At 37.1% G+C, this 22,182-nt stretch carries 39 protein-coding genes; 35 read left to right on the top strand and 4 right to left on the bottom strand.

Annotated features, from left to right (window positions below; all coding sequences use genetic code 11):
* Window positions 1-215: 215 nt before the first annotated feature.
* Entirely contained in the window at window positions 216-410 is a 195-nt protein-coding gene (locus L6W14_RS11985; protein WP_237898084.1) for a hypothetical protein, read from the bottom strand.
* A 93-nt stretch (window positions 411-503) separates the two neighbouring features.
* Window positions 504-887: a helix-turn-helix domain-containing protein gene (locus L6W14_RS11980; protein ID WP_237898083.1), complete on the bottom strand. Its 384-nt coding sequence runs from the start codon at window positions 885-887 to the stop codon at window positions 504-506.
* A gap of 153 nt (window positions 888-1,040) precedes the next feature.
* On the opposite strand from L6W14_RS11980, the gene L6W14_RS11975 reads away from it, so the two are divergent.
* From L6W14_RS11975 to L6W14_RS11890, 20 genes are all read left to right on the top strand, one after another.
* Window positions 1,041-1,286: a helix-turn-helix transcriptional regulator gene (locus L6W14_RS11975; protein ID WP_237898082.1), complete on the top strand. Its 246-nt coding sequence runs from the start codon at window positions 1,041-1,043 to the stop codon at window positions 1,284-1,286.
* Window positions 1,287-1,368: 82 nt separating this feature from the next.
* Window positions 1,369-1,635, top strand: coding sequence for a helix-turn-helix transcriptional regulator (locus tag L6W14_RS11970; protein ID WP_237898081.1), 267 nt, complete (start codon window positions 1,369-1,371; stop codon window positions 1,633-1,635).
* Window positions 1,636-1,822: 187 nt separating this feature from the next.
* The gene (locus L6W14_RS11965; RefSeq protein ID WP_237898080.1) at window positions 1,823-2,545 is read left to right on the top strand and encodes a Rha family transcriptional regulator; all 723 of its coding nucleotides are present in this window, start codon (window positions 1,823-1,825) and stop codon (window positions 2,543-2,545) included.
* The gene (locus L6W14_RS11960; protein ID WP_237898079.1) at window positions 2,542-2,850 is read left to right on the top strand and encodes a hypothetical protein; all 309 of its coding nucleotides are present in this window, start codon (window positions 2,542-2,544) and stop codon (window positions 2,848-2,850) included. Before L6W14_RS11965 ends, L6W14_RS11960 begins: the two co-directional genes overlap by 4 nt.
* 133 nt (window positions 2,851-2,983) lie before the next feature.
* Window positions 2,984-3,262, top strand: a complete 279-nt coding sequence (locus L6W14_RS11955) for a helix-turn-helix domain-containing protein (RefSeq protein ID WP_237898078.1) — start codon at window positions 2,984-2,986, stop codon at window positions 3,260-3,262.
* Window positions 3,250-3,525, top strand: coding sequence for a hypothetical protein (locus L6W14_RS11950; protein WP_237898077.1), 276 nt, complete (start codon window positions 3,250-3,252; stop codon window positions 3,523-3,525). Before L6W14_RS11955 ends, L6W14_RS11950 begins: the two co-directional genes overlap by 13 nt.
* A 60-nt stretch (window positions 3,526-3,585) precedes the next feature.
* Window positions 3,586-3,720 (top strand): hypothetical protein, encoded by a 135-nt coding sequence (locus L6W14_RS23040; RefSeq protein WP_256451364.1) that lies wholly within the window; start codon window positions 3,586-3,588, stop codon window positions 3,718-3,720.
* 193 nt (window positions 3,721-3,913) lie between these two features.
* A complete protein-coding gene (locus L6W14_RS11945; RefSeq protein WP_237898076.1) occupies window positions 3,914-4,072 on the top strand; it encodes a hypothetical protein in 159 nt (52 codons plus the stop codon).
* Between the two features lie 103 nt (window positions 4,073-4,175).
* Entirely contained in the window at window positions 4,176-4,895 is a 720-nt protein-coding gene (locus tag L6W14_RS11940; RefSeq protein WP_237898075.1) for an ERF family protein, read from the top strand.
* Entirely contained in the window at window positions 4,892-5,071 is a 180-nt protein-coding gene (locus L6W14_RS11935) for a hypothetical protein (RefSeq protein WP_237898074.1), read from the top strand. Before L6W14_RS11940 ends, L6W14_RS11935 begins: the two co-directional genes overlap by 4 nt.
* 12 nt (window positions 5,072-5,083) lie before the next feature.
* On the top strand, window positions 5,084-6,145 hold the full coding sequence (locus L6W14_RS11930; RefSeq protein WP_237898073.1) for a DnaD domain-containing protein: 1,062 nt from the start codon (window positions 5,084-5,086) through the stop codon (window positions 6,143-6,145).
* Complete coding sequence (locus tag L6W14_RS11925) at window positions 6,132-6,440, top strand: DUF6877 family protein (RefSeq protein ID WP_237898072.1); 309 nt, start codon at window positions 6,132-6,134, stop codon at window positions 6,438-6,440. The genes L6W14_RS11930 and L6W14_RS11925 overlap by 14 nt, the downstream gene beginning before the upstream one ends.
* Entirely contained in the window at window positions 6,437-7,036 is a 600-nt protein-coding gene (gene ssb / locus L6W14_RS11920) for a single-stranded DNA-binding protein (protein ID WP_237898071.1), read from the top strand. Before L6W14_RS11925 ends, ssb begins: the two co-directional genes overlap by 4 nt.
* 19 nt (window positions 7,037-7,055) lie before the next feature.
* The gene (locus L6W14_RS11915) at window positions 7,056-7,460 is read left to right on the top strand and encodes a hypothetical protein (protein ID WP_237898070.1); all 405 of its coding nucleotides are present in this window, start codon (window positions 7,056-7,058) and stop codon (window positions 7,458-7,460) included.
* Window positions 7,457-7,645 carry a hypothetical protein gene (locus L6W14_RS23185; RefSeq protein WP_371824150.1) on the top strand — a complete coding sequence of 63 codons (189 nt, stop codon included), beginning with the start codon at window positions 7,457-7,459 and terminating at the stop codon, window positions 7,643-7,645. The genes L6W14_RS11915 and L6W14_RS23185 overlap by 4 nt, the downstream gene beginning before the upstream one ends.
* Entirely contained in the window at window positions 7,635-8,177 is a 543-nt protein-coding gene (locus L6W14_RS11910) for a Holliday junction resolvase RecU (RefSeq protein ID WP_237898069.1), read from the top strand. Before L6W14_RS23185 ends, L6W14_RS11910 begins: the two co-directional genes overlap by 11 nt.
* A gap of 313 nt (window positions 8,178-8,490) precedes the next feature.
* The gene (locus L6W14_RS11905; RefSeq protein ID WP_237898068.1) at window positions 8,491-8,904 is read left to right on the top strand and encodes a hypothetical protein; all 414 of its coding nucleotides are present in this window, start codon (window positions 8,491-8,493) and stop codon (window positions 8,902-8,904) included.
* 11 nt (window positions 8,905-8,915) lie between these two features.
* Window positions 8,916-9,434 carry a hypothetical protein gene (locus L6W14_RS11900; protein ID WP_237898067.1) on the top strand — a complete coding sequence of 173 codons (519 nt, stop codon included), beginning with the start codon at window positions 8,916-8,918 and terminating at the stop codon, window positions 9,432-9,434.
* Window positions 9,415-9,846, top strand: a complete 432-nt coding sequence (locus L6W14_RS11895) for an ASCH domain-containing protein (protein ID WP_237898066.1) — start codon at window positions 9,415-9,417, stop codon at window positions 9,844-9,846. Before L6W14_RS11900 ends, L6W14_RS11895 begins: the two co-directional genes overlap by 20 nt.
* Before the next feature lie 4 nt (window positions 9,847-9,850).
* On the top strand, window positions 9,851-10,114 hold the full coding sequence (locus tag L6W14_RS11890) for a hypothetical protein (protein ID WP_237898065.1): 264 nt from the start codon (window positions 9,851-9,853) through the stop codon (window positions 10,112-10,114).
* A gap of 107 nt (window positions 10,115-10,221) precedes the next feature.
* Here L6W14_RS11890 and L6W14_RS11885 read toward each other — a convergent pair whose 3' ends face one another.
* Window positions 10,222-10,569, bottom strand: coding sequence for a hypothetical protein (locus L6W14_RS11885; RefSeq protein ID WP_237898064.1), 348 nt, complete (start codon window positions 10,567-10,569; stop codon window positions 10,222-10,224).
* A gap of 464 nt (window positions 10,570-11,033) precedes the next feature.
* Between L6W14_RS11885 and L6W14_RS11880 the strand changes: the two genes are divergently transcribed.
* The 4 genes from L6W14_RS11880 (at window position 11,034) to L6W14_RS11865 (ending at window position 12,275) form a co-directional block, all read left to right on the top strand.
* Window positions 11,034-11,207: a hypothetical protein gene (locus tag L6W14_RS11880; RefSeq protein ID WP_237898063.1), complete on the top strand. Its 174-nt coding sequence runs from the start codon at window positions 11,034-11,036 to the stop codon at window positions 11,205-11,207.
* Between the two features lies 1 nt (window position 11,208).
* On the top strand, window positions 11,209-11,382 hold the full coding sequence (locus tag L6W14_RS11875; RefSeq protein WP_205443803.1) for a hypothetical protein: 174 nt from the start codon (window positions 11,209-11,211) through the stop codon (window positions 11,380-11,382).
* Between the two features lie 97 nt (window positions 11,383-11,479).
* Window positions 11,480-11,662 (top strand): DUF3954 domain-containing protein, encoded by a 183-nt coding sequence (locus L6W14_RS11870; RefSeq protein WP_237898062.1) that lies wholly within the window; start codon window positions 11,480-11,482, stop codon window positions 11,660-11,662.
* 97 nt (window positions 11,663-11,759) lie between these two features.
* Window positions 11,760-12,275, top strand: a complete 516-nt coding sequence (locus tag L6W14_RS11865; RefSeq protein WP_237898061.1) for a sigma factor-like helix-turn-helix DNA-binding protein — start codon at window positions 11,760-11,762, stop codon at window positions 12,273-12,275.
* Window positions 12,276-12,375: 100 nt separating this feature from the next.
* On the opposite strand, the gene L6W14_RS11860 is transcribed toward L6W14_RS11865, so the two are convergent.
* Window positions 12,376-12,636, bottom strand: a complete 261-nt coding sequence (locus tag L6W14_RS11860; RefSeq protein WP_237898060.1) for a DUF7669 domain-containing protein — start codon at window positions 12,634-12,636, stop codon at window positions 12,376-12,378.
* Between the two features lie 338 nt (window positions 12,637-12,974).
* On the opposite strand from L6W14_RS11860, the gene L6W14_RS11855 reads away from it, so the two are divergent.
* From L6W14_RS11855 to L6W14_RS11805, 11 genes are all read left to right on the top strand, one after another.
* The gene (locus L6W14_RS11855) at window positions 12,975-13,424 is read left to right on the top strand and encodes a hypothetical protein (RefSeq protein ID WP_237898059.1); all 450 of its coding nucleotides are present in this window, start codon (window positions 12,975-12,977) and stop codon (window positions 13,422-13,424) included.
* 253 nt (window positions 13,425-13,677) lie between these two features.
* The gene (locus L6W14_RS11850) at window positions 13,678-14,919 is read left to right on the top strand and encodes a hypothetical protein (RefSeq protein ID WP_237898058.1); all 1,242 of its coding nucleotides are present in this window, start codon (window positions 13,678-13,680) and stop codon (window positions 14,917-14,919) included.
* A 113-nt stretch (window positions 14,920-15,032) separates the two neighbouring features.
* A complete protein-coding gene (gene terS / locus L6W14_RS11845; protein ID WP_237898057.1) occupies window positions 15,033-15,845 on the top strand; it encodes a phage terminase small subunit in 813 nt (270 codons plus the stop codon).
* Entirely contained in the window at window positions 15,838-17,112 is a 1,275-nt protein-coding gene (locus L6W14_RS11840) for a PBSX family phage terminase large subunit (protein ID WP_237898056.1), read from the top strand. The genes terS and L6W14_RS11840 overlap by 8 nt, the downstream gene beginning before the upstream one ends.
* A 9-nt stretch (window positions 17,113-17,121) precedes the next feature.
* On the top strand, window positions 17,122-18,567 hold the full coding sequence (locus L6W14_RS11835) for a phage portal protein (RefSeq protein WP_237898055.1): 1,446 nt from the start codon (window positions 17,122-17,124) through the stop codon (window positions 18,565-18,567).
* Entirely contained in the window at window positions 18,560-19,573 is a 1,014-nt protein-coding gene (locus tag L6W14_RS11830) for a minor capsid protein (RefSeq protein ID WP_237898054.1), read from the top strand. Before L6W14_RS11835 ends, L6W14_RS11830 begins: the two co-directional genes overlap by 8 nt.
* A gap of 96 nt (window positions 19,574-19,669) precedes the next feature.
* Entirely contained in the window at window positions 19,670-20,257 is a 588-nt protein-coding gene (locus L6W14_RS11825) for a phage scaffolding protein (RefSeq protein WP_237898053.1), read from the top strand.
* A 12-nt stretch (window positions 20,258-20,269) separates the two neighbouring features.
* The gene (locus L6W14_RS11820; RefSeq protein WP_237898052.1) at window positions 20,270-20,584 is read left to right on the top strand and encodes a hypothetical protein; all 315 of its coding nucleotides are present in this window, start codon (window positions 20,270-20,272) and stop codon (window positions 20,582-20,584) included.
* Between the two features lie 29 nt (window positions 20,585-20,613).
* Complete coding sequence (locus L6W14_RS11815; protein WP_237898051.1) at window positions 20,614-21,630, top strand: major capsid protein; 1,017 nt, start codon at window positions 20,614-20,616, stop codon at window positions 21,628-21,630.
* 12 nt (window positions 21,631-21,642) lie between these two features.
* Window positions 21,643-21,825 carry a hypothetical protein gene (locus L6W14_RS11810; RefSeq protein WP_205443782.1) on the top strand — a complete coding sequence of 61 codons (183 nt, stop codon included), beginning with the start codon at window positions 21,643-21,645 and terminating at the stop codon, window positions 21,823-21,825.
* Window positions 21,826-21,836: 11 nt separating this feature from the next.
* Complete coding sequence (locus L6W14_RS11805; protein ID WP_237898050.1) at window positions 21,837-22,181, top strand: head-tail connector protein; 345 nt, start codon at window positions 21,837-21,839, stop codon at window positions 22,179-22,181.
* Window position 22,182 lies beyond the last annotated feature (1 nt).

Raw genomic sequence — 22,182 nt, 5'->3', positions numbered from 1 at the left:
TTTAAAGGACATGAAATTATCATGTCCTTTTTAGATTAATAATTAGCTATACTTAGGGTGCTGGGCGCTCGTGGGTATATTATTGTTTCCTTACTCAATACCTATGCGTTGCACCTTCTGACTACGTAAAAGGATTCGTCAGCTTGGCTCAAAGTTGCCATAGCATTTTGCCTTAGGTTTCCTTTGAATTCACCCAGTACTTTCTCTATAATTACTTATAGAGTGGGCATTATAATACCAACTGCGCTGTTATCAAATGCAGATGCAACTCGACTTACTGCTCCATATAACTCTGTGTTTGCAAGAGATGACTTATGGTTTCCTAAGAATTTATCCATAGCGTCACCCTCTTTTGTGAAGTTACTTACAGCACCGTAAACTGTATCATCAGCGAATGCTCTTGCAGCCATCAATTTGTTATCAGGATCGCCTTTATGCGGTCCTTTCTTTATGTTTCCATAAAGTTCAGCATACGTGTTCACCCTAAGTAGTAACTGAATTTATTACAATTCACCATTATCCTTCAAAATCTCCCACATCTTTCGAAGCTTCTCCAAATCCTCTTCCTTCGATTTCGGCAATTCCTTGTACCATTTTTGTAGGGTAGGGTTATTGGCGAAAGCCTGGAACTCAGCTTCGTCTTTTTCAACTTGCGTTTCTTCTGAAGTATCTGATTCTAAGTAACCAGCAATCTTCATTAGTTCGTTATAATCTATCTTCAAAGCACGAGCTATTTTTTCTATAGTTGGAGGTTTAGGTGTACCGCGTTTACCAGTCTCTATACGTGATAATTGTGCAGCGCTTATTTCAGCGTATAAAGCAACCTGATTTAGTGTCATGTTTTTAGATTCTCTGATTTTTTTTATGTAAGAACCGAATTCGGTCATGGCTATCCCTCCTATGTATTATTTTAAGCAACAGTATTACCAAAAGGAAATTTAAATAAAGAAATTAAAAGAAAAGTATTGCCATAAGGTAAAATCGGTGATATATTTTTACCATAAGGTAATTACCAAAAGGTAAAAGGTGGTGGAATAATAATGCGATCTATATATTTGAACGAAGATGTCCTTAGGGATTATTTGAAAGAAAATAATATAAGTGAAGCTAATTTTGCTAAAAAAATTGGAGTTGCACATAGTACTGTCAATCGAGTTCTCAATGGTAAACGTAACCCGGGCGGGAAATTTATTTCTGGTGTATTGACAGAGTATCCTGATCTAACCTTTGAAGAGGTTTTTATTTTAAACAACGATTTACCAAAAGGTAATTTTTACACGGCATAATTTTTATATTAGTGGTTTTATCCCTCCTCATAGCTCACGGAGCGGTAGCAACGCTAATCCAACAACGAAAGGGGGTGTGAGCATGACTAAATCAAAGCGTAAAAAGAAACGCAAAGAGCAGTTTCCTTCACAGCAATTTCGAAATCTTAAAGGTTCTAAACGCGAACGAATGATTGCTGAACGAAAAGCCAAGGGTCTTTCACAGGGACAACTCGGAAAATTAATTGGTTGTTCAACTGCTCTGATTAGTCATTTAGAGGTTGGACGAGCTAATCCAAATATAGAGCTTTCAATGAAGCTAGAACAGGTTCTAGAAACACCATTTTTTGAATTGTTCCCAGACTTATAAAAAAGTTCTTGACTTGAGGTTGTCTCCTTTTTTCCAATTTTAAAGTTAAATATACTTCGTTGGATAGGTCAAACTCGTAAATGAAGTTAGATACATCAGAATACATCAGGATAATAAGCAAGTTAATTCCAAAAATGTAAAAACGCCAATTTCTATAATAAATAGTATTAGAGAAGGAGGTCTCAAAATGAATCATTTATCAAGGAATATCCCGAGTACAGAAGTTGCAGAAATGGTCGGACGTGACCATAACGAAGTCTTGAAAGATCTGAGGCGCATTATTGCTCAATTAGGAGAGGGTAATTTACCCCAGTCCTATTTCATCGAATCTACTTATACAAATAGTCAAAATAAGCAGCAACCTTGCTTCTTGTTAACTAAGAAGGGGTGCGAATTATATGGCACTCGTATGACTGGCAAAAAGGGCACACAATTCGCGGTTAAATACATCGAACGCTTCAATGAAATGGAGCAACAGATTGAAAAGCAACTATCACAAGATCCTATCACATTAGCGCTTGAATCAGCGTTAAATACGCGGAAGCAATTGCAGAGCATCCAAATGGAAGTTGTTGAAGTTAAAGAAACTGTACAAAACCTTGTTGTCACAATGCGTATTGATGGCAATCAAGAAGCGCAGATAAGTAAGCGTGGCCGAGAAGTTGTGGTAGCTGCGTTAGGCGGCAAAGAATCGAATGCCTATAAAAAAATAAGCCGTCAAGTATTTTCCGCTTTTTGGCGAGATTTCAAAAATTACTTTGAAGTCCCACGTTATGGAGAAATTCCTAAAACACGTTTTGCTGAAAGTATCAAATTTATCTCCATGTGGCAGCCATCTACAACTCTACGAATGGAAATCAACGCTTACAACCAACAGGGATTAAAACTTGTTGAAGGTGGTGCCAAGTGACCGTGATTAAAAATGATATGGACATTACTCAAATAGTACTGGAGAACGCTGGTCTTTCTAAAAAAGAACTGTTAGAAAGGTACGACCAAATAGTACAAGCCACCATTAGGAAACGAACACTGTATTGGGATATCGATGATCTAGTTCGAGAAACTAGATTTAGTAAGGCCTCATTAGAAAAATATATTCTTTGTGACCCTCGCATTAGGGAGCACCAAAGACAATTAGGCTCTAGATACAAAAGGGTTTGGTTAGCAGAGCCCACAGCTAAAGTACTCGATGAAATTTTGAATAAAGATTACTAAAAAACAACTACCCGGACAGGTATGTAAAAGAGATTGGGGCAAACAATCTATATCTCAACTATAAAGATAACTTAATAGAGAAACCATGCGTGGTAAGCATAATATGCACTTTCTGCATAAGGAGGTGATTTCATTGCATGTAGATGTTGGAGAGTTAATCAGAAAGTGCCGCAAGAAAGCAAAATTATCGCAGGAAGCCTTCGCGGAGCTTATGCATACTACGCAATCTACGATTAGTCGAATTGAGCAAAATCTCATTGCTTGTGAAGCTAAATTTTTAGCTCGAGCAGCAGCTATTACAAATTCTCAAGACACAGTAGTAGCGGCATTATTTAGCGCAGATGCAGCAGTGCAGTTTTTACAGACAGTACCAATGTTTATAGGGGGAGGGATTTTCAATTGGATCATGTAAAGAAATTGGAGCTAGAGATAGCCGCAAAGAAAGCGTGCATTGAGGATTTACAAGGAGCCATGGCATTTCATAGACAGCACGGTACATACAACTTAGCAGCTGAATGTGCTTGGCGGATTAAAAAGGCAGAACATGCTATCAGACGTTTAGAAGTCCAGCTACAAGATAACAAAAATTTTGGTGGGTTAATTCAAGATTTTAGTAGGTCAGGTATTTCCCTAAAGGTGGTGAAGAAACTTGCTAATGAAAATATTAAAAGTTAATAAATGGAGTAATTTGTCATTGCAAGAACGCTTAGTGTCAGTAGGGAAGTGGTGGTCAGCATGGTGAAATGGCTAGTGAATTATTTGTATATGCCAGATGACGGCCGGGATCAAGAACATAAGGAGTTCTGTGTGAAATGCGGAATTGTCATGGTTGCTATTGGCGTACCAATCATTATGGCTTGCTGGCAATAAAAAAGCCGCTTAATCGTTGGCGCGATTAAACAGCAGAACTATATTAGTCTCGATAATTATATCACAAAACTAGATGATTGCGAGTACGATACTCGCTCTCGTCAAGCAGTCTATAACCCGTTCCTCCCCTTGACGGATTGCTTTGCAGTTATAGGCTGCTTGATGGGATTCCATCAGAAAGTAGGTGATTGAAATGCGTATTGTTTTCTTCAAGCGTTTATCCGATCAGAAAGAATTTCGATTTTTACAAGTTAAGAACACAGGGCTTGAAGGTGTCGCTAAAGATGGAGAAGTTGTGACGTTGAAATTTGCAGAACGTTCTACTATTTATTCACAGGCCTATACAAAGTAAAAACCACTGTTTGCGGCAGTGGTCTAAAAAATTATTCGAAATAATAGTTACTTTGTATTTTACGCCCAAGACTTCAAAAAATCAACTAGCTAGGAGGAAGAATATGCTTTTTTCCGAGAGTAATGTCAATATTTCGGCAGCATTAGCTAAAGCATGGGCTACTATTCAAACACCAAAACATAATGCAAAAGTAAATGTTCGCACCAAAAATGGTGGTTCATATACGTTTGAATACACGGATCTCAATGGCATTTTAGATGCTGTCAGACCAATATTTGTCCAAAATCATTTATCCATCATTCAGAACAGCTATACAACCGTTGAAGGGAATTTAACAATGGCTTGTGTAGAAACCATATTCCTGCATGAATCAGGAGAGTATGTGAAATCTTATCCACTCAAATTCCCAGCTGCCAACAGCATGCAAGATTTCGGTGGTCAGATTACTTACATGAAGCGCTATAGCTTGTCGGCTATGTTAGGACTGGCTACCGAGAAGGATGATGATGCAAATGGAGCGAGCGGTAATGATTATCAATATATGAATCAAGCTTCTCCAAAGCAACCAAATAACAGTGGTCAGCCACAGCAACAAAAAAATCAACCTAATCACACAGGTTTAAGGACTCAGGAACAGTTCAATGAAATAGCAAAATTGTTGAGTGAAGTTGCCACAGCATATGGTTCCGATCCTAATACAGTTTATAACGGTGCTATGCAGAGATGCAAAATTCCTGATAAGAATTCGGATTTATTAACAGTGAAAGAAGCGGATAGCTTAATTCAATATTTACGTGCTATCAAGATGCAAGTGCCTCAATGAATTCTGTACCGCACAGAGTGTTGTTGCCACAATGGATTTTTGAACAGGCGGCAGGCGATGAAAAGGAATTAGATCGCCTTGTACGCCGCTACATGTGGCTGAGCTACCAAGGCTACAAAATTATACGAATTGAGGGTAGCTTCGCCATCTGTGAACGAACTGATAGATTTTTATAGGAGGATCAGCTGATGGAGAGTAAAAACATCGTCAGAGTAGTCAAAAACAAAGATTATACAGTCATTAACAATACATCGCTTTATGACACTAATTTAAGTTGGAAAGCAAAAGCCATCCATGTCTTTATGCTCTCGAAACCAGACGATTGGACATTTCATAATAGCGAGCTTACCCAATGGGCCACGGATGGTGATACATCATTTGATACAGGTTTGAAAGAATTAAAGAAATACGGCTATGTCAAAAAAGAAAGGCGACGTGGAACAAATGGCAAATTTGAATGGGTCACGGTGGTATATGAAGTTCCACAGTTCGATGGGGAACAAAAGGACCAACTAGTGGAACAGCCATCACCTGAAAAACCATTAGTGGAAAATCACCCTATGGTAGAACCATACCCCGAAAAACCATCCATGGAAAATCCACGAGTGGAAAAACCATTAGTGGAAAATCAAGGACTACTAAGTACTGATATACCAAGTACTGATTTACTAAGTACTAATAGATTAATTAATAATAATGATGATAAGGAGCCACCTGCTTATGTAGCACCACCAGAAAAGCAAACCGCTTCTCCAACACAGAATGCATTTGCATTTTATGAGCAGAATCATTTTGGAGCATTAGGATCTCTAATCATTTTCAAAATTGACCAATGGATTAATGACTTGTCAGAGCCTTTAGTTATTCACGCAATGGAGAAGGCTGTACTTAACGGAAAAACTAACTGGGGTTATGTAGAAACCATTTTAAAAGATTGGTTCAACAAGAAACTCTTCACGTTGGAAGCAGTAGAAGCGGCTGACTTGCAGTGGAAGAATCAACAAATCCAAGCAACTCAGCAACGTAAACAGTCACAAAGATTTTATCCTCAAAAAAATAGACGTGAAGAGGTTGTACCAGGCTGGTTTAAAGATCGTAATCGGGAAAACTCACACATTCAAGAACCAATGAAATCATCCAGCCTTGTCGAAACAGAGCCGTCGGAAGAACAGAAAGCTTACTTTGAAGCAGAACGACAAAAAATCTTAGCAACGTTAGGGAAGGTGGAAGAAAAATTTGAGCAGACATGATGAACACATGAAAATGCGTGACCATTTGGCAAAGGCTGCACTGGCTAATGGGACTTTTACTAACGGCACAGACAAAGCGCTGGTACAAGCAGTTAAAAAGATGACACATGAGGAAGTTGCAATTCGGATTAACCAACTCATCAATGAGTACCAGTTTCCGCTTCTAGTCCTACAAGACGTACAGAAGCGGTTAAGTGACAGCCATTGCCCACATTATGCTATGCAGCAACTTAGATACCTAGAAAATAACGTACATGCTGGCATCGCCACAAAAAGGGAGGATTCAAACAAATGATTAATCGTGTCGTATTAGTTGGCCGACTTACAAAAGATCCTGAGTTACGTTACACACCTAACGGTATTGCATCTTGTCGCTTCACAGTAGCTGTAAATCGCACATTTGCAAACGAACAAGGTGAACGTGATGCTGATTTTATCAGTTGTGTAGCATGGCGCAAGCAAGCTGAAAATCTAGCAAACTATCAACGTAAAGGGGCTTTGATTGGTTTAGAGGGTCGTATCCAAACGGGAAGTTACGAGGGACAAAATGGTCAAAGAGTGTATACCACTGACGTTGTTGCCGATAGTATTCAATTTTTAGAACCATCACGAAGCGGTGGAGGAGGGCCACAAAACACTCCTAATTATCAAAATCAACCAAACCAATATCTGCAACAGCAGCAACAACAGCCTCAATACGGAGGACAAGCAAACGGAAATAATCAACCATCCTATGGTGGTGGGCAACCTCAACAACAGTTTGGAGGCTCCTATAACACGAATCAACAACAACCTCCTATGAATCATCCAAGCTATACGCGAGTTGATGAAGATCCATTTGCGAATCGTAGAGGTCCAATTGAAGTATCAGAAGATGATTTGCCATTTTAAAAAATAGGGGGATTTTCTCATGTTTAAAATATTCAAAGCTATATTACGAACTGCTGGAAAAACGCCAGATGATATTAAACAAATGTATGATGGATCCGTCGGTCCAGAACCTAGTGAGGAAGAAATACAGGGATATATTGATGTCTATAACAAACTAGATGGTTTAGAGGTTGTTGTATATGATCGTGGTCAATTTGGTGTTGCCGATTATGGGTTATATGTATGGCAAAAAGAGGATGACGAAAGAATTAGGGAATTATTTTACCAAGCAGAACAAGATCCTTACTTTGGCACTTATGTTAATGAGCGTGATGAATTTATTAAAGATTGGGAAGCGGAAGAATATGAATTTGGTCCTTCTCCTACATTTAGAGCTGATGATGTAGAAATCATTGAAGAAATTTTGCTAAAGAGTACATCATGAGTCGTTGTAAAAGATGTAACAGACCTTTAAAAAGTGGTGAATCCATAGTACGAAAATATGGGTTCACTTGCTGGCAACGGCATTTAGATGACTTGGAAGAGGATTTTTTGAAAAATCAAATCACCATATTTGACGTGTTAGATGCGGAAAATCGAGAAGAAATGAGGACACAGGATGTTTCATAATCAATCAACTAAACAGCGTGCGAAATCAGTAACACATGCTAACCGTGGCAAGTTTTTAGAACGTGTCATTGATATGGCCAACACAAAATATCGTAATGCGGGATTAGCTGATATTCGTAAAATTCCAACGCCTGTACAAATTACAAAAGATAAAGGCTCCCAAATAGAAGGACGGAAGGAAAAACCTGAATGGGTGGACTATGCAGGTGTCTGTAATGGACGAGCAGTGGTGTTTGATGCAAAGGAAACGAAGGGCAAAAGTTTTCCGCTCCAAAACTTACATGAACATCAATACGAACTGCTCCGCTCCTGGTACGAAAAAGGCGCTATCACTTTTCTACTTGTGTATTTCAGCGAGTTGGATAAATACTATCGCTTACCATTTCCACCGCTTCAAGCAGCTTGGCAGACAGCTCAAAGTGGTGGGCGTAAATCGATTCCACTGGCAACACTTGAAGAACATGCAAGCGAAGCTGTATCGATGGACGGTTATACTTTGCACTACTTGCTGCCATTTATCGAAAGTAGGTGATGAGGATGTTACAGGGAAAATGTGTTGATACGGGCGGATCTACTAATCTTACAAAAGGTGAAGTGTACTATCTTTTCCCACATGGCGGTCATGCATATTGTGCTAGCCGCTTCCCTAGACTGGGATCTCACTTTGGAGCCTACCAAAAGAATCACTTTGAGCTAGTGGATGTTGTTGTTGATGCGCAAGCTAAAGTACTTAATAAATATTTGGCACGTGTAGTGAAGCCACCCTCACATTTTTATCTGATCGATGAGGAATACATCATTACGGAGCCAAGAACAGATGGTTACTACAGTGTGTTTTTTAAGCATTGTCCAGATGTCCACCGATCGGGGCATATAAACGTACTGATTGTTTTGAGCGTATTGTACCTCTTGAAAAATTAGCAACAGAAACGGCTATCGTATTTGAGGTTGGTGACATTGTAGAAATTGCAGACGCATCGATTATAGGACGTAAACATTATGAAAATGGTATACAGGCAACAGTGATAGAGAATTTTTATGGTTGCATGTCAATTCAAAGAAATGAGCCTGTAGATAATATGGTCATAAGTAGTGTGCTTTTAGTAGGAGAGGATCTACAGGCTATTAGAAAAGTTGGATCAAGAACTGTACTAGAAGCGGCTATGGTGAACGATAAGCAGGAAAAGGTGCAAGAAACGGTAGAAACTGTGCACGTGCCTTCCAAAAAACAAGAATATGAGCAATTGAGCTTATTTTAGGAGGGACAGAAATGAATGAGCAATTAAGTTTTCGTGATGAATTACGAAAGCAAGAACTAGAACGCCCATGGTTTTTACAAGCAAGTTCTGCACCAGTTGTCCGATTTAAAGGGAATCGATCAGAGCGAGATCTACCAAAGGGATCATTATGTTTTGTTAATGGCTGCAGATCGGGTGAATTTGATACCCATGTTTGGTCCCGAAGTAAAAGTTCCTTTGTAGATTATTTAGATTTAGTGCCTATGAAAGTAATTGACTTTACAGAGGAAGAATTGACACGAGAATATCCAAAAAGGTGGGAGCATGTACGAATTATTTCAAATGCCACACTACAAGTTGTAGACGAAGGATTACTTTCTGTCATTGGACCACAATGGTGTGAATTAACAGAGAAACTTTCAAAAGGTGGATATACCCAAAATCGGAGAGTGGATATGCTAACTAGTCATTTCGAAGGTTACAAACCAGCACGTCTATTGGTCTACAAAGACGAATTAGAGGAGAACACAAATGAAAGCAATCACAATTAAACAACCTTGGGCTACTCTTATTGCTTTGGGTGAGAAGCGGTTCGAGACACGTAGCTGGCAGACGAAATATCGAGGTCCTATTGCTATTCATGCTGGTAAAACAATGGATAAGGAATATTGTGAATATCCGCCAATTAAGAGAGCGCTTCAAAGACATGGAATTGATAATACAGACTTACCACTTGGAGTTGTCGTTGCTACTGCTGAATTAGTTGAATGCCATTTGATACCAAACGAGTTAAGCGCTGCTGGCATTGAATTCGGAAAAAAATTAGAGGGTGACGAACTGTACTTTGGTGATTTTATGAATGGTCGTTATGCATGGGAGTTGAATACAGTGAAAGTGTTATCTGAGCCAGCGCCAGCAAAAGGAAAGCTAAGCCTATGGGAATGGAAAGAGGAAATGGGGTGAAATTTTGAAGGTATCTGAAATACTTCCTCCAGAGCAACAGACTCAATATATTTTACTAGAGCAAACGGATAAAAATTATGAGGTACTTTATGGCTGGATACCAGGCACTATATTAAAAAGGATTTCTATTTGGTACGGTTCCAATGGTCTTGGTCGCCATTTAAAACAAGCCTATTTTGTTCCCGCTAACTCTGATAGCAAGAATTATCAAGTTGCTTGGAATGATCATGTAAAAGAAATAACAGGTCAATTGGAGCTAGATATTTGAAAGTCTACTAGGCGAATAGTGAAATATGGAGTCAATAGACTTTCTGTAAAAGAAGTTAGACTTAAGGTGTTAAATTACAAATAAATAATCACACTCAGGGAGTATGATTATTTAAGTTCCAGAAAAAACGACCAAATTATAATATTACAAAAAAGTTGTGTTGTAGTAGATGACAAATAAAGTGACATTTTAACAAAAAAGCTTTCGAATACTATGCTTATCTTCTTTAAGCTCCAAAAATAAAAACCGAGGAGCATTGTCGAAAAACTCATACCCATCATATATAATCCTAATTTAATAAGAGAAGTACTTTCAACAACGAAATTAAAAGTGAGTATTTGACCTGTTACTAAAGCAATTATCGCTGTGATTATAGTAACGATATTACTAATGATTCCAAGTTTTTCGGTGCTATCAGCTTTCTTATATTTTGTGATGATTTCTTTAATATCCATAATGTTCCTCTACTTGATAAATATTTAATAACTCATTATAGGTTTATTTTCCCATTAAAATCAAGTTGTTTTGAAATAGTAATTTGGCTAGAAATTTATACAGAGGATAAAAAATTGAAATATCGTATGAAAGAATCTTATCGTGAAGAGTACTGGGAAGAGCATAAAGAGCGACGTGTAGAAATGCCTGCTAGAAAACGTTCTTAATCATATAAAAATTTTCGTTTTAGAAAGATTATTTGCAGAAAGGGTGAAATGAATGTCATAGACTTTAACATTAAATTTCGGTGAATACGATTTTACTAGATTTGAACAGGCAGTAAAAACTCTTCAAGAGGAATATGGCTATGTAGGTTTTGCTTGGGATATGGTCGTAGCAAGTGGTGATTTAGAAGTCCTAGCAACTTTTTTAGAAGCGGATGCTCTACTGAACATTTTGAAGAAAAGTTGAAGGAGAAGTTTGAGTGAAAAAATCAATAATTATTCGTGCTAAAACGGAGAATGAACGTGATAATCAATTAAAGAAATCTGAATCCAAAGGTGCTGTTATTACTGAAAAATTCTATCTTAGGGAACACAAACTCCCATACCAGGCAAGAGGCTATAAATTAGTGGATATGAAAATTGAGGGTGATTAAATTGGATTACGAACAAATAAAAGAAATTAAAGATTTGTTAAATGAACTACCTAAAGAAATCTTGATAGCTGAATTTGTAGCACTTATTTCCAAAGCAAAGAATTATGATCATCAATCTGTCAAATATACAATACAAGAGATTTTAAACAATTGGGAAAGTATTAATACTAAATAAAAAGCCGCAGCGTCGTCACACGCTACAGCCGTCAAATTGGTTCCTGCCCTTTTATAAGTTCAGTCAGATAATTGATTATATCATAGGGGGCAAAACTATGACACAACAGACATCTATCGAACAAATCAACACATCTGAAAACGGTGTATACATCGTACAAGATGGAATAATTACACCGCTAAAACCAAAATCATTTGGGCAAGACACAATCATTTGGCACAATGGTCAAGTACTTGATGTGGAGAGGGCTGAACGTATACGTATTAAAAAAACAAAATAATCGTCCTTACGGAAAAACCGATGGACACTAATAGTTGTTGGCAATTATGTCAACTCTATTAGTGTCCTTTTTATTTTTACATAGAGTAGAAAGGAAGATGGCCATGTACTTTCCAGATTTAATCGAAGAATATAAACAATCTCTTAAAGAGTTAAAAGTAGTAGGAGGGTGTCTCAGTATGATAAAAGATATGCAGGAAGCTATAAAGTGGATGGAAACAGGATATGATCCAGCAGAGTATAGGGCCGCTACACGTACAGATGTTTATGTTATGGACCATCATTTAATGCAAGACCTAATTACGTATGTCGATAGTGATAAAATGACTCCTAGTGTACTTGCTGAGGTCATTGATTGTAGTTACGACAATTCTGTAGTTAAAGAAATTGAGAAAATGTTTAATGTTAAAGATATAGCTAATCAAGCTATGGCCGGTTTAACAGAAAATGAACGTACCGCTTTCATTATGATACGAGCAGAGCAAATGACCTTTAGTAAGGCTGCCAAAATACTAGGGGTAAGTCGTGGTACCGTGCAAAATTATGTGAAACGTGCAGAATCCAAAATTGCAAATAACATTAGAAAAGAAAAACTTTTTTTATTTGCAGTATAAAGTTTGTCGTACAAATACCTATATAGTGATAGAAATAAATTTTTCTCTACGTGAGAAACTAGTTATTGATATGATGAAATGACCTTCAGGTTGCTTCACTTTATTTAGTATTTAAAGAATACAAACCGTTTTCTAGCATTATTAAATCATCATAATTGGTTGCGTGGTATCGTTGTTTAGCATTGGCGTAGCATCTATATTTAATATGATTTCTGATAGTACCTTTTTTAAACATAGTTCCTTGATTGTTCATAAAAGTAATGATTTCGTTTATTGAGAATTCATTTTTCCCTGTAGTTTTAATTAATTCACGAAGAGCTATTAATAATTCATCTCGACATGTTTTCTTTTCAGTTAGCAATTCAATCACCTCTTACATGTATTTGAGAATAATTTATCAGATTTTATGAAAATGTGTAAGTAATTGGAGAGGTATGATTTATGGGATATGATTAGAAAGATAAAGATGTTCTAAAAGTATCGTATTAAGCAATTGATAGTTCAAATTCCGATGAGATGGTCAGGTTTGGTATGGTTTTGAGAGCAAAAAGTTGTTACATATATTTTATCTTCTGGGTTAGTATTGGGCTAAGGAGGTAGGAGTTTTGAAAATATAGAGAATACTGGTCTAGTTTAGTGGTTAGGAAGTAATTTCTATTATCGGGTGGAATAATGACTTAAAGAGGGAGAGTGATTTGAATGACTGAACAAACGAATAGTTCGGATCAGAGTGTTTTCATTAGCGATTTAATCGAAGCGACAAGAGGGAAAGATCAGGAATTGAAGAAATTCATTGATGAACATTTATACATAAAGAAATCCCCTTTCGGCATTGAAAGAATAAACAAAAATATAGAGTTTTTAGAAACTTTGGATTCGACTCAACAAGCGCTAGTTATAGGGAGGAGTGCCGACTTTAAAGAATCTAACGACCCTTCAAAATATTTCCCTGTACTAATAGCTGTTTTTGGTTTTATTATTTCACTTTATACATTACTAGATAAGTTCACTGGCACTGTTTTTTATTCATTTATGGTAACCTTTGTATTAGCCATGTATTTTACTTTGCTAATGATTCGCGCTTTTTCAACATATCCGACAGCAGTATATTTTCATTCTATGGTAACGAACATAAAATTTGAAAAATAGTTTAAGCATCTCTTCGGAGGTGCTTTTTATTATGCTTCTATAGCTCAAAGAAAGAGAAGCCGGTTCGGTTACAGGATCGAATCTGCAAGGAACTTTTACTTTAAAAACTGCAAAACACTAAGAGTTGATAGGGCAGAGTTTGGTGTAATTTTGAGAGTGGAATTTGTAGAAAATTATTCCAAATTCATGACTTTAAGATTATAATTATGTAGTAGGTTTAAGAGAAAATAATATTTTGAGAGGAAAAAATTTTATGGAAAAAAATCTAATTGTAAAAATATATCAACTCGATGGTTCTAATAGAGCGCAAATAACATCAGAAAAACCAGAAGAATATTGTAATATACTTGAGTTTGAAATTACAAAAAGTGGTTTGTATGAATATATTCCATCAAACTCAGTAAAAGTAATTCATGCGGACGAAGCAGATCAAATACTGAGAATTTCTATTCCTACTAATTATAATGAAGAAGCGACAATCCGATTTATATCAAGTTATTTGAATAGTGATATGTTTAACGCACTGATTCATCCGAAAGAATATGATTACGAAATTAGTGAAAAATTATTTTTAGACTTAAAGAATAAGTATGCTGTAACTAATGGTAGTACTATAACAAAATCTACTAGTATTTATGATTTTTTAAATCACTTAATTGAAGCTACTGCTGGTGATGTAAATGTAGATCATTATTCTTTAAAAAATTATGATCGTATTGAGAAAATAGAACCGTATGATTCCTATTTAAAAATTACTTTTAAAAACTTTGGAAATAAAATGGGGAAAATGAATGAAAAAAGTATTTATGGTGATTTTACTAGTATATACTCTTTATGCCAAATTGAAAAAATTAAATTCATAGTTGAGGAGCAACATGTGTTTGTGCTTGTAAAAACACAAATGATACCTACTAAAAAACTGAAAAGGGAATTTGAAAAAGACGGATATAAAGTAAGTTTAAATAAGTATAATCATGAGTTTTACCATGAATATGTTTTAGAAAAAATCGATGAAAAGCAAAAATGTATAGTACATAACTTACCATATTACTCATTTTTGATTCAACCAAAAGAAGGACAAAAACCTTTGAAGGATTCTAAGAAGATAATTTTAAAAGAAAATCTAATTAATGTGCAGGAACGTATTGATAAAGTAAAACAATTACTAGATGAGACAGACGAATACGATTATGATCAAATTTTTGCCCAAGGTAATACATTAAGAAGGATTTTGGAATATACATTTAAGTTTTACTGCATCTTTAGAGAAATAGATTTGAAAATAGATGCTCAGTATGGTCAATTAAATCTAGGTAAATTAAAACCTGAAATTAATGATCTTCAAGGGAATATTGTAATTGAACAACGTTTAATAAATATTGCTAATGAACTTTCGCACGATTCTGGAGAGGTATTCAGTAAAGAAGAAGTAATAGAATTTTGGAATGATGTAAAAAAATTGTTAGAGCAAATAGAAATTGAAATTAATAGATAGTAATAAGAGGCACTTTGAGAAGAAGTGTCTTTTTGTTATTACTACCAAGCAACTAGCATAATGGGGTGATTACAAAACAAACAAATGACGATGGAGGTGGTGGTGTATGAGATATGGCTAGACCAAGAAATCCGAAGCGTGACGAAGCTTTTCAAATGTGGCTTGAAAGCAAAGGGCAAATGCTCCTGAAGGATATTGCTGAGCAGTTAGAATTATCCGACTCACAAATTCGAAAGTGGAAGAACCAAGATAAATGGGATGACCAATTGAAAGGTAACGTTACTAAATCCAATGGTAACGTTACTAAAAGAAGTCGTGGTGCTCCTATAGGTAACAACAACGCAAAAGGCCATGGTGCACCTAAGCAAAATCAGAATGCTACAACACATGGCTTCTTTGCTAAGTTCTTGCCAGAAGAAACACTCGAAATCATGGAGGCGATGAATGAACGTTCTCCAACCGATTTAATCTGGGATCAAATACAGATACAGTATGCTGCTATCATTCGAGCTCAACGTATTATGCATGTCGAATCGAAAGACGAAATAATTAAAGAGCTCAAAAAGGCAAAATACGAATACTATCCGCGTTCTAAAGAAGATGGTGGAGGAGTAGAAAAAGCTGTAACTGAAGAAGAATATGAATTCCAATTCGCATGGGAACGACAGGCGCAACTACTTACTGCTCAAACGAGAGCAATAGGGGAGTTGCGTTCTTCTATTCGTCAATTTGTTGAGATGGCGGATTATAATGATGAGCGTAGACTCAAACTCGAGCAGTTGCAGCTAAACATAGAGAAAACAAAAACAGACATCGAACTTACCAAAATCGATATCCGTAAAGAAAATGGTGATGACGACGATGAGTTTGAGGATGATGGTTTCTTAGAGGCGCTTAAGGGAACGGAAGTGGATTGGGATGAGTAAACGGAAGAAACCTGCTCTATTCAAATTCAAACCGTTTAGCAAGAAGCAACTCAAAGTACTCAAATGGTGGCAATCTGATTCCCCTCACAAGGATAAAGATGGCCTTATTTGTGATGGTTCTGTTCGTGCTGGGAAAACAATCGTTATGTCTTTATCATTTGTTATGTGGGCAATGGAAACGTTTGATGATGAAAACCTTGGCATGGCCGGTAAAACAATCGGTTCGTTCAGACGAAACGTTTTCAAACCTTTGAAGCGGATGCTGCAGTCCCGTGGTTATAAAGTAAAAGAATATCGTTCAGAAAATATGTTCACTGTCACTCGAAATGGCAAGGTGAACTATTTTTATATTTTCGGTGGAAGAGATGAGGCGTCACAGGATCTTATCCAAGGGATTACACTCGCTGGAATGTTCTTTGATGAAGTAGCACTTATGCCTCAATCATTTGTTAACCAAGCAACTGCTCGATGTTCTGTCGATGGAGCGAAGTTCTGGTTTAATTGTAACCCAGCTGGTCCTTATCATTGGTTCAAGTTAGAGTACTTAGATCAACTAGAAGATAAGAACATGCTGCATCTGCACTTTACGATGGACGATAACCTTTCGTTATCACAACGTATTAAAGAACGGTACAAGCGCATGTATAAAGGTGTGTTCTATCAACGATTTATACTTGGGTTATGGGTACTTGCTGAAGGTATCATTTACGATATGTTTGATGAGGCCGTACACAGTGTGAAAACAGAGAAACGCAAATATTCCAAATACTATGTGAGTGTCGACTATGGCACACAGAACCCTACAACATTTGGTCTGTGGGGCTTTTTTGATGGGATTTGGTACAAGGTTAAGGAATATCATTATGACGGTCGTAAGAGAAGTAAACAAAAGACAGACCAGGAGTATTATAAGGACTTATTAGATTTTATTAAGGGCGTTGAAAACTTCCAAGGTGTTATTGTTGACCCGTCCGCTTCTTCATTCATCACACTACTAAAACAGAATGGTATACGTGTGATAAAGGCGAAAAATGATGTGTTAGAAGGTATTAGAAATGTTGGCAATGCGCTTATTAACGGTTTAATCAAGTATAACGATTGCTGTAAAGAAACCTTTCGTGAGTTTTCGTCTTACATTTGGGATGAAAAAGCGGCAGATCGTGGCGAGGATAAGCCAGTAAAACATAATGATCACCAGATGGATAGTGATAGATATTTTGTTAACACAGTCATATTCAAAAAAGGTGGTTTATCCGTTCTAAAGTGAGGTGATTAAATGCTAATTGAGGATTTATATAGACCACGTTGGCATGAACAGATGGAGGAGGTGATAAAACGAATGGTGGAAAGCGTTATTAAAAATGAAAAAGTGCTGCTTAATGAGATAAAGGATTGGGAGGATTCTCCGAAGCGGAAGCTCATGTTAACAGGTGACAGGTATTACAAAAATAAGATGGACATTGAAGAAAAGAAGCGGGATGCAGAGTGGAAGTCCAACTTAAAGCTGATACATGGCTACGTGAAGAAACTTGTTGATCAAAAAATTGGCTATGTTCTTTCGAAGCAACCTTCAGTCACTAGTGAAAATGAAGGTTATCAGAAAAAGTTAGATGACATATTTGATGCTGGCATGATTAACCGCTTACGTAAAGTAGGAAAAGAGGCCATTAACAAAGGTGTTGCTTACTTGCATCCTTACTTTAATGAAACTGGGGAGCTTAGCTTTATGCGGTTTCCATCCGAGCAAATCATACCGTTTTATGCTGACTCTGAAAATATGAAAATTGAGTCGTTTTTACGGGTGTATGAAACCAATCATTATGATGGTACGACCAAAAAGACGTTGAAAAAGGTAGAGCATTATCACAGTGATGGGATAGATCACTACGTATTTGAAGGTTCAACACTCATCTCTGATGTCCCAGCGGGAGGAAAACAAGGATATCACTTTTTATTAGGTGATCAACCGGTGCTGTGGGAAAAGATACCCCTTATTCATTTCAGGTATAACGAGGAAGAGCAGCCTTTAATTGAGCTGATTAAATCACTCGTTGACAATTACAATACCCAAGCTTCTACAAATGCAGATGTACTTGCTGATATTCCTAATTTTATCTATAAACTCATTAATTATGGTGGAGTCGATTTAAAAGAGTTTCTTCACGATCTTAATGTCTATCGTGCAGTCAAAACGGATGAAAATGGTGATGTTGATAAATTATCGGCTGAGATTCAAACTGAAGCTAACGAAAAAGAACTTGAACGTACACGTAGAGCTATTTATGAGCTTGGCCGTGGAGTTGATACATTACATGAAAATTTGGGCAATGCATCTGGGGTAGCACTTAAATTCCGCTATAGTGATTTAGATATGGATTGCAATATTTTAGAGAGTGAAATGCAGTCGAGCATTGAGCACATGATGTGGTTTGTTACTCATTACTTGGACATGATTGGTCAAGGGGATTTCACCAATGAAAAAATTAAGTTTGTATTTAATCGTGACATTATTATTAATGAAGTAGAAGCGGTTGAAATGTGTGAGAAGTCAGTAGGGATTATTGATGATCAAACCAACCGTGAAAATCATCCGTGGTACACGCCAGAAGTTGAGGATAGGTTAGCCAAACAAAAAGCGGAAGAACAGAAAGAGATAGATGAGTATCAAGAGGCTTTGGAGAAACAGCGCCAGTCTCAATCGGAAGTGATGGACGATGAGTGAGTATTGGGAAAATCGTGCTGCACAACGTGAATTGGAATCACAACTTATTGCCAGTAAGTATCTTGCTCGCATGGAAGAACAACTCCGCATGGCACAAGCGAACATCATACAGCAGATTGAGGTGTTTTATTCTAGTTATGCTATTGATAATAAGATCTCCTATTCAGAGGCTAAGAAGTATTTAACGGCCAAAGAGTTAAAAGACTTTCGAAATATTACATTGCAGCAATACAAAGCCCTTTCATTGTCGAGGAATCCAGAATATGATCGCATTTTAGAAGCAATTGGCTATTGTGCTCGTATCTCTCGTTTAGAGATGCTGCATTTACAGATCCAGTTACAGATGCTTGAACTATATGGTGGCGTGAATGGATTACAGGCCTATACGTATACAGGTTTAACAGAAGTATACGAAAACTCTTATTATAAAGGGTTATATGACATTGCCACATTTACTGCTGTTTATCAGCCTGTCGCTAGGTTAACGGATAGCGTTATGAAAGAAGTACTCACCTATAACTGGTCAGGTAAGGAGTTTTCAAAGCGCATTTGGGGCCATGAAGCGGCAACTATGGCTACTGTTAAAAGAGAGTTAGAAAAATCATTTAGGCAAGGTCGCTCCCTTAGTAAAACATCAAGGGCAATCAGCAAATCTACTAACGTGGTATTAAGTAGAGCAGAGGCACTGGTAAGAACAGAAGCTAACTTCTTTCATAACATTGCTGCTAATAATTCATACATTGAAGCGGATCTGGAACGTTATCAAATCCTTGCTACTTTGGACAATCGCACATCTGAAATTTGCCAAGAGCAGGATATGAATATTTACTTTGTGAAGGATTATAAGCCAGGTACTAATGCACCCCCATTTCATGCGCGATGCAGAACTACGACGATTCCATTTTTTGATGAAGCTGAGTATATGGCTTATGAAACACGAAATTCTGCTAACGGTAGGATTAAGAAAATGAATTATAAAGAATGGGAAGCAAAGTATGTTGCATAAAGCTTATCCTGCGTCTTTTTTGCTTTGCAGACGTAAAAGATTCAAAGCAAGAACCTATCGTGCGTACTACGATAATGGGAAATAGGAGGCTATACGATGAAAAAAGAAGATTTAATTGCTTTAGGTTTATCGGAGGAACAGGCAGATAAAGTAATAGCAGGTTTTGGCACCATGGTTCCTAAAAGTCGTCTTGACGATAAAATCAATGAAGTAAAGGACCTAACAAATCAATTGAAAGAACGTGACACTCAGCTAAATGATTTGAAAAAAATTGATGCAGCTGGGTTACAGACAAAAATTGAAGAGCTTCAGCAACAAAATGAAACTGACAAGGCTGAATATGAAGCGAAAATCAAGGATACCCAACTTAAAAGTGCCTTGAAATTAGCACTTGCCAGTAAAGTACATGATACTGATCTCGTTACAGGTCTTATTGATAAATCAACAATTGAATTGGACGAAGAAGGTAACGTAAAAAAAGGCTTAGATGAGCAGATTAAAACACTGCGCGAATCTAAAGCCTTTTTATTTACACCTGAAACTGAGGAAAAGCCGCTACCAAAGGGAACTAAACCGGGTGAAGGTAAAAATGACGATAAACCATCTACATCAATCAGTGCTCAAATCGCTCAACAATTAAATACACGCAGTCAGTCAAGTGAAACAAAAACTATTTGGGATTAGGGAGGACATTATATGCCATATGTAAGTAATGTACAAAAAGCAGAACGTGTAAATTTTTTAGCATCATCAAAGGTGCAATCGTTCACGTATCAGGTAAGTGATGTAGGTGTAGTTGCAGATTCAAACGGTAAAAAGATTGTTAAAGCAGGGACAGTATTACCTGCAAATGACGGTACTGCGAAAGGTATTTTGTATACAGATGTAGATGTAACAAACGGACCACAACCTGGTTCGTTAATTGATCAAGCTTACATTTTAGAAGCTCGGTTACACACAGCACCTTCAGCAGAAGCGAAAACAGCTTTAAAGAATATTACATTCCGCTAATAGCGGCCATTTGAAAGGAGTAAACGAATATGCCAGATGTATTAGAATTATTCAATCAAAAAACAATGCTTGATTACTCAAAAACAAGAGAGTACAAGCCGTTACTAGGAGAAACACTTTTCCCAGAGGTTAAACATTCTACGCTTGAGTTTGACATGATTAAAGGAGGAAGTTCATTACCGACAATTGCATCAGTACATGCATTTGACACAGAGGCTGAAATTGGTAGTCGGGAAGCTTCTAAGCAAGCTTTAGAGGCAGCCTATATTAAACGTAAAATGCAAATTACTGAGAAAGATTTAATTGCATTGGCTCAACCTCGCAATGAAGCTGAAAAGAATTACTTAATGCAAAACGTATTTAATGATGTTGATGCACTTGTGAATGGTGTACGCGCCCGTGTTGAATTAATGCGAATCGAAGCGCTATCAAAAGGAAAAGTGACGTTGAATGAAAATGGACTTAATATGTCTGTCAATTACCATGTACCGTCTGACCACCAAGAAGCTTTGAGTGGTGCTGGACTATGGACAGCTGATTCAGCTGATATTATCGGTGATATGGAACGTTGGGCAGATACTTTAACTGATAAACCTACACGTGCATTAACTTCTACTAAAATACTTCGCTCAATTTTAAGAAATGCTAAAATCATTGCTGCTTTATTTGGTAAAGATTCAGGTCGTATTCCAACACGACAAGATTTAAACGCTTTTTTACAACAACATGATTTGCCTGTCATTGCAGTATATGATGCAAAGTATCGTAAGCAAGCAGCCAATGGATCTTACACATCACATCGTTACCTTGATGAAGACAAATTCGTCATGTTTGGTGATGGAACTTTAGGTGAAACGTTATATGGACCAACACCAGAAGAAAGTCGTATGTTGCGAGAAGGTGCAGACGTGTCGAGCGTGGGTAAAATCATCACAATGGTGTTTGAAGAAGGACAAGACCCAGTTTCGACTTGGACAAAAGCAGCCGCTACAGCTATTCCATCATTTCATGCTGCCGATAACGTTTTCCAAGCTCAAACAATATAAGGAGGTTGCTAAATGAAAACTCTTGTGAAAGTCAAAGAGAACAGCTTCCCTGTACGCTATGATGATGAAGTGTACAAAGTTGGTGAGGAATTAGAAGTGCTTAGTGAACACGCTGAGCATCCTAGTTTTGAGATTTTATCGGTAATAGAAACATCCAAGAAACGCACTACGAAATCTACGGAACCTACTGAATAGGAGGTTTTAGCTTGAACGTATTCGAAATTGTAAAAAGTAAAGTTCAACCAGATACATTTACTACAGAGGAGCTACTTCTAAAAATTGAAGAGGTAGCTCAAGCGATTAAAACATATTGTAACCGAAGTGATATTCCGGACGACATAAAATTCGTGCATGCGAATATGACACTTGATTTAATCAACTATGAAATGAAATCCATGAATCCATCCGATTTTGCTGTTGCAAAGTCTGTTAAAGAGGGCGATGTCACCGTTGAATTAGGTACCAGTACAACGACAAGTGAACAAGAAACTATGCAAATTCTCACTAACTACACATCTCAGCTTAACCGCTTCCGAAAATTGAGGTGGTAGA

This window comes from Lysinibacillus sp. ACHW1.5, assembly GCF_022014815.1.
Classification (GTDB): Bacteria; Bacillota; Bacilli; order Bacillales_A; family Planococcaceae; genus Lysinibacillus; species Lysinibacillus capsici.
Note: the sequence above shows the minus strand (reverse complement) of the source record. Positions and strands in the feature narration are given on the sequence as shown.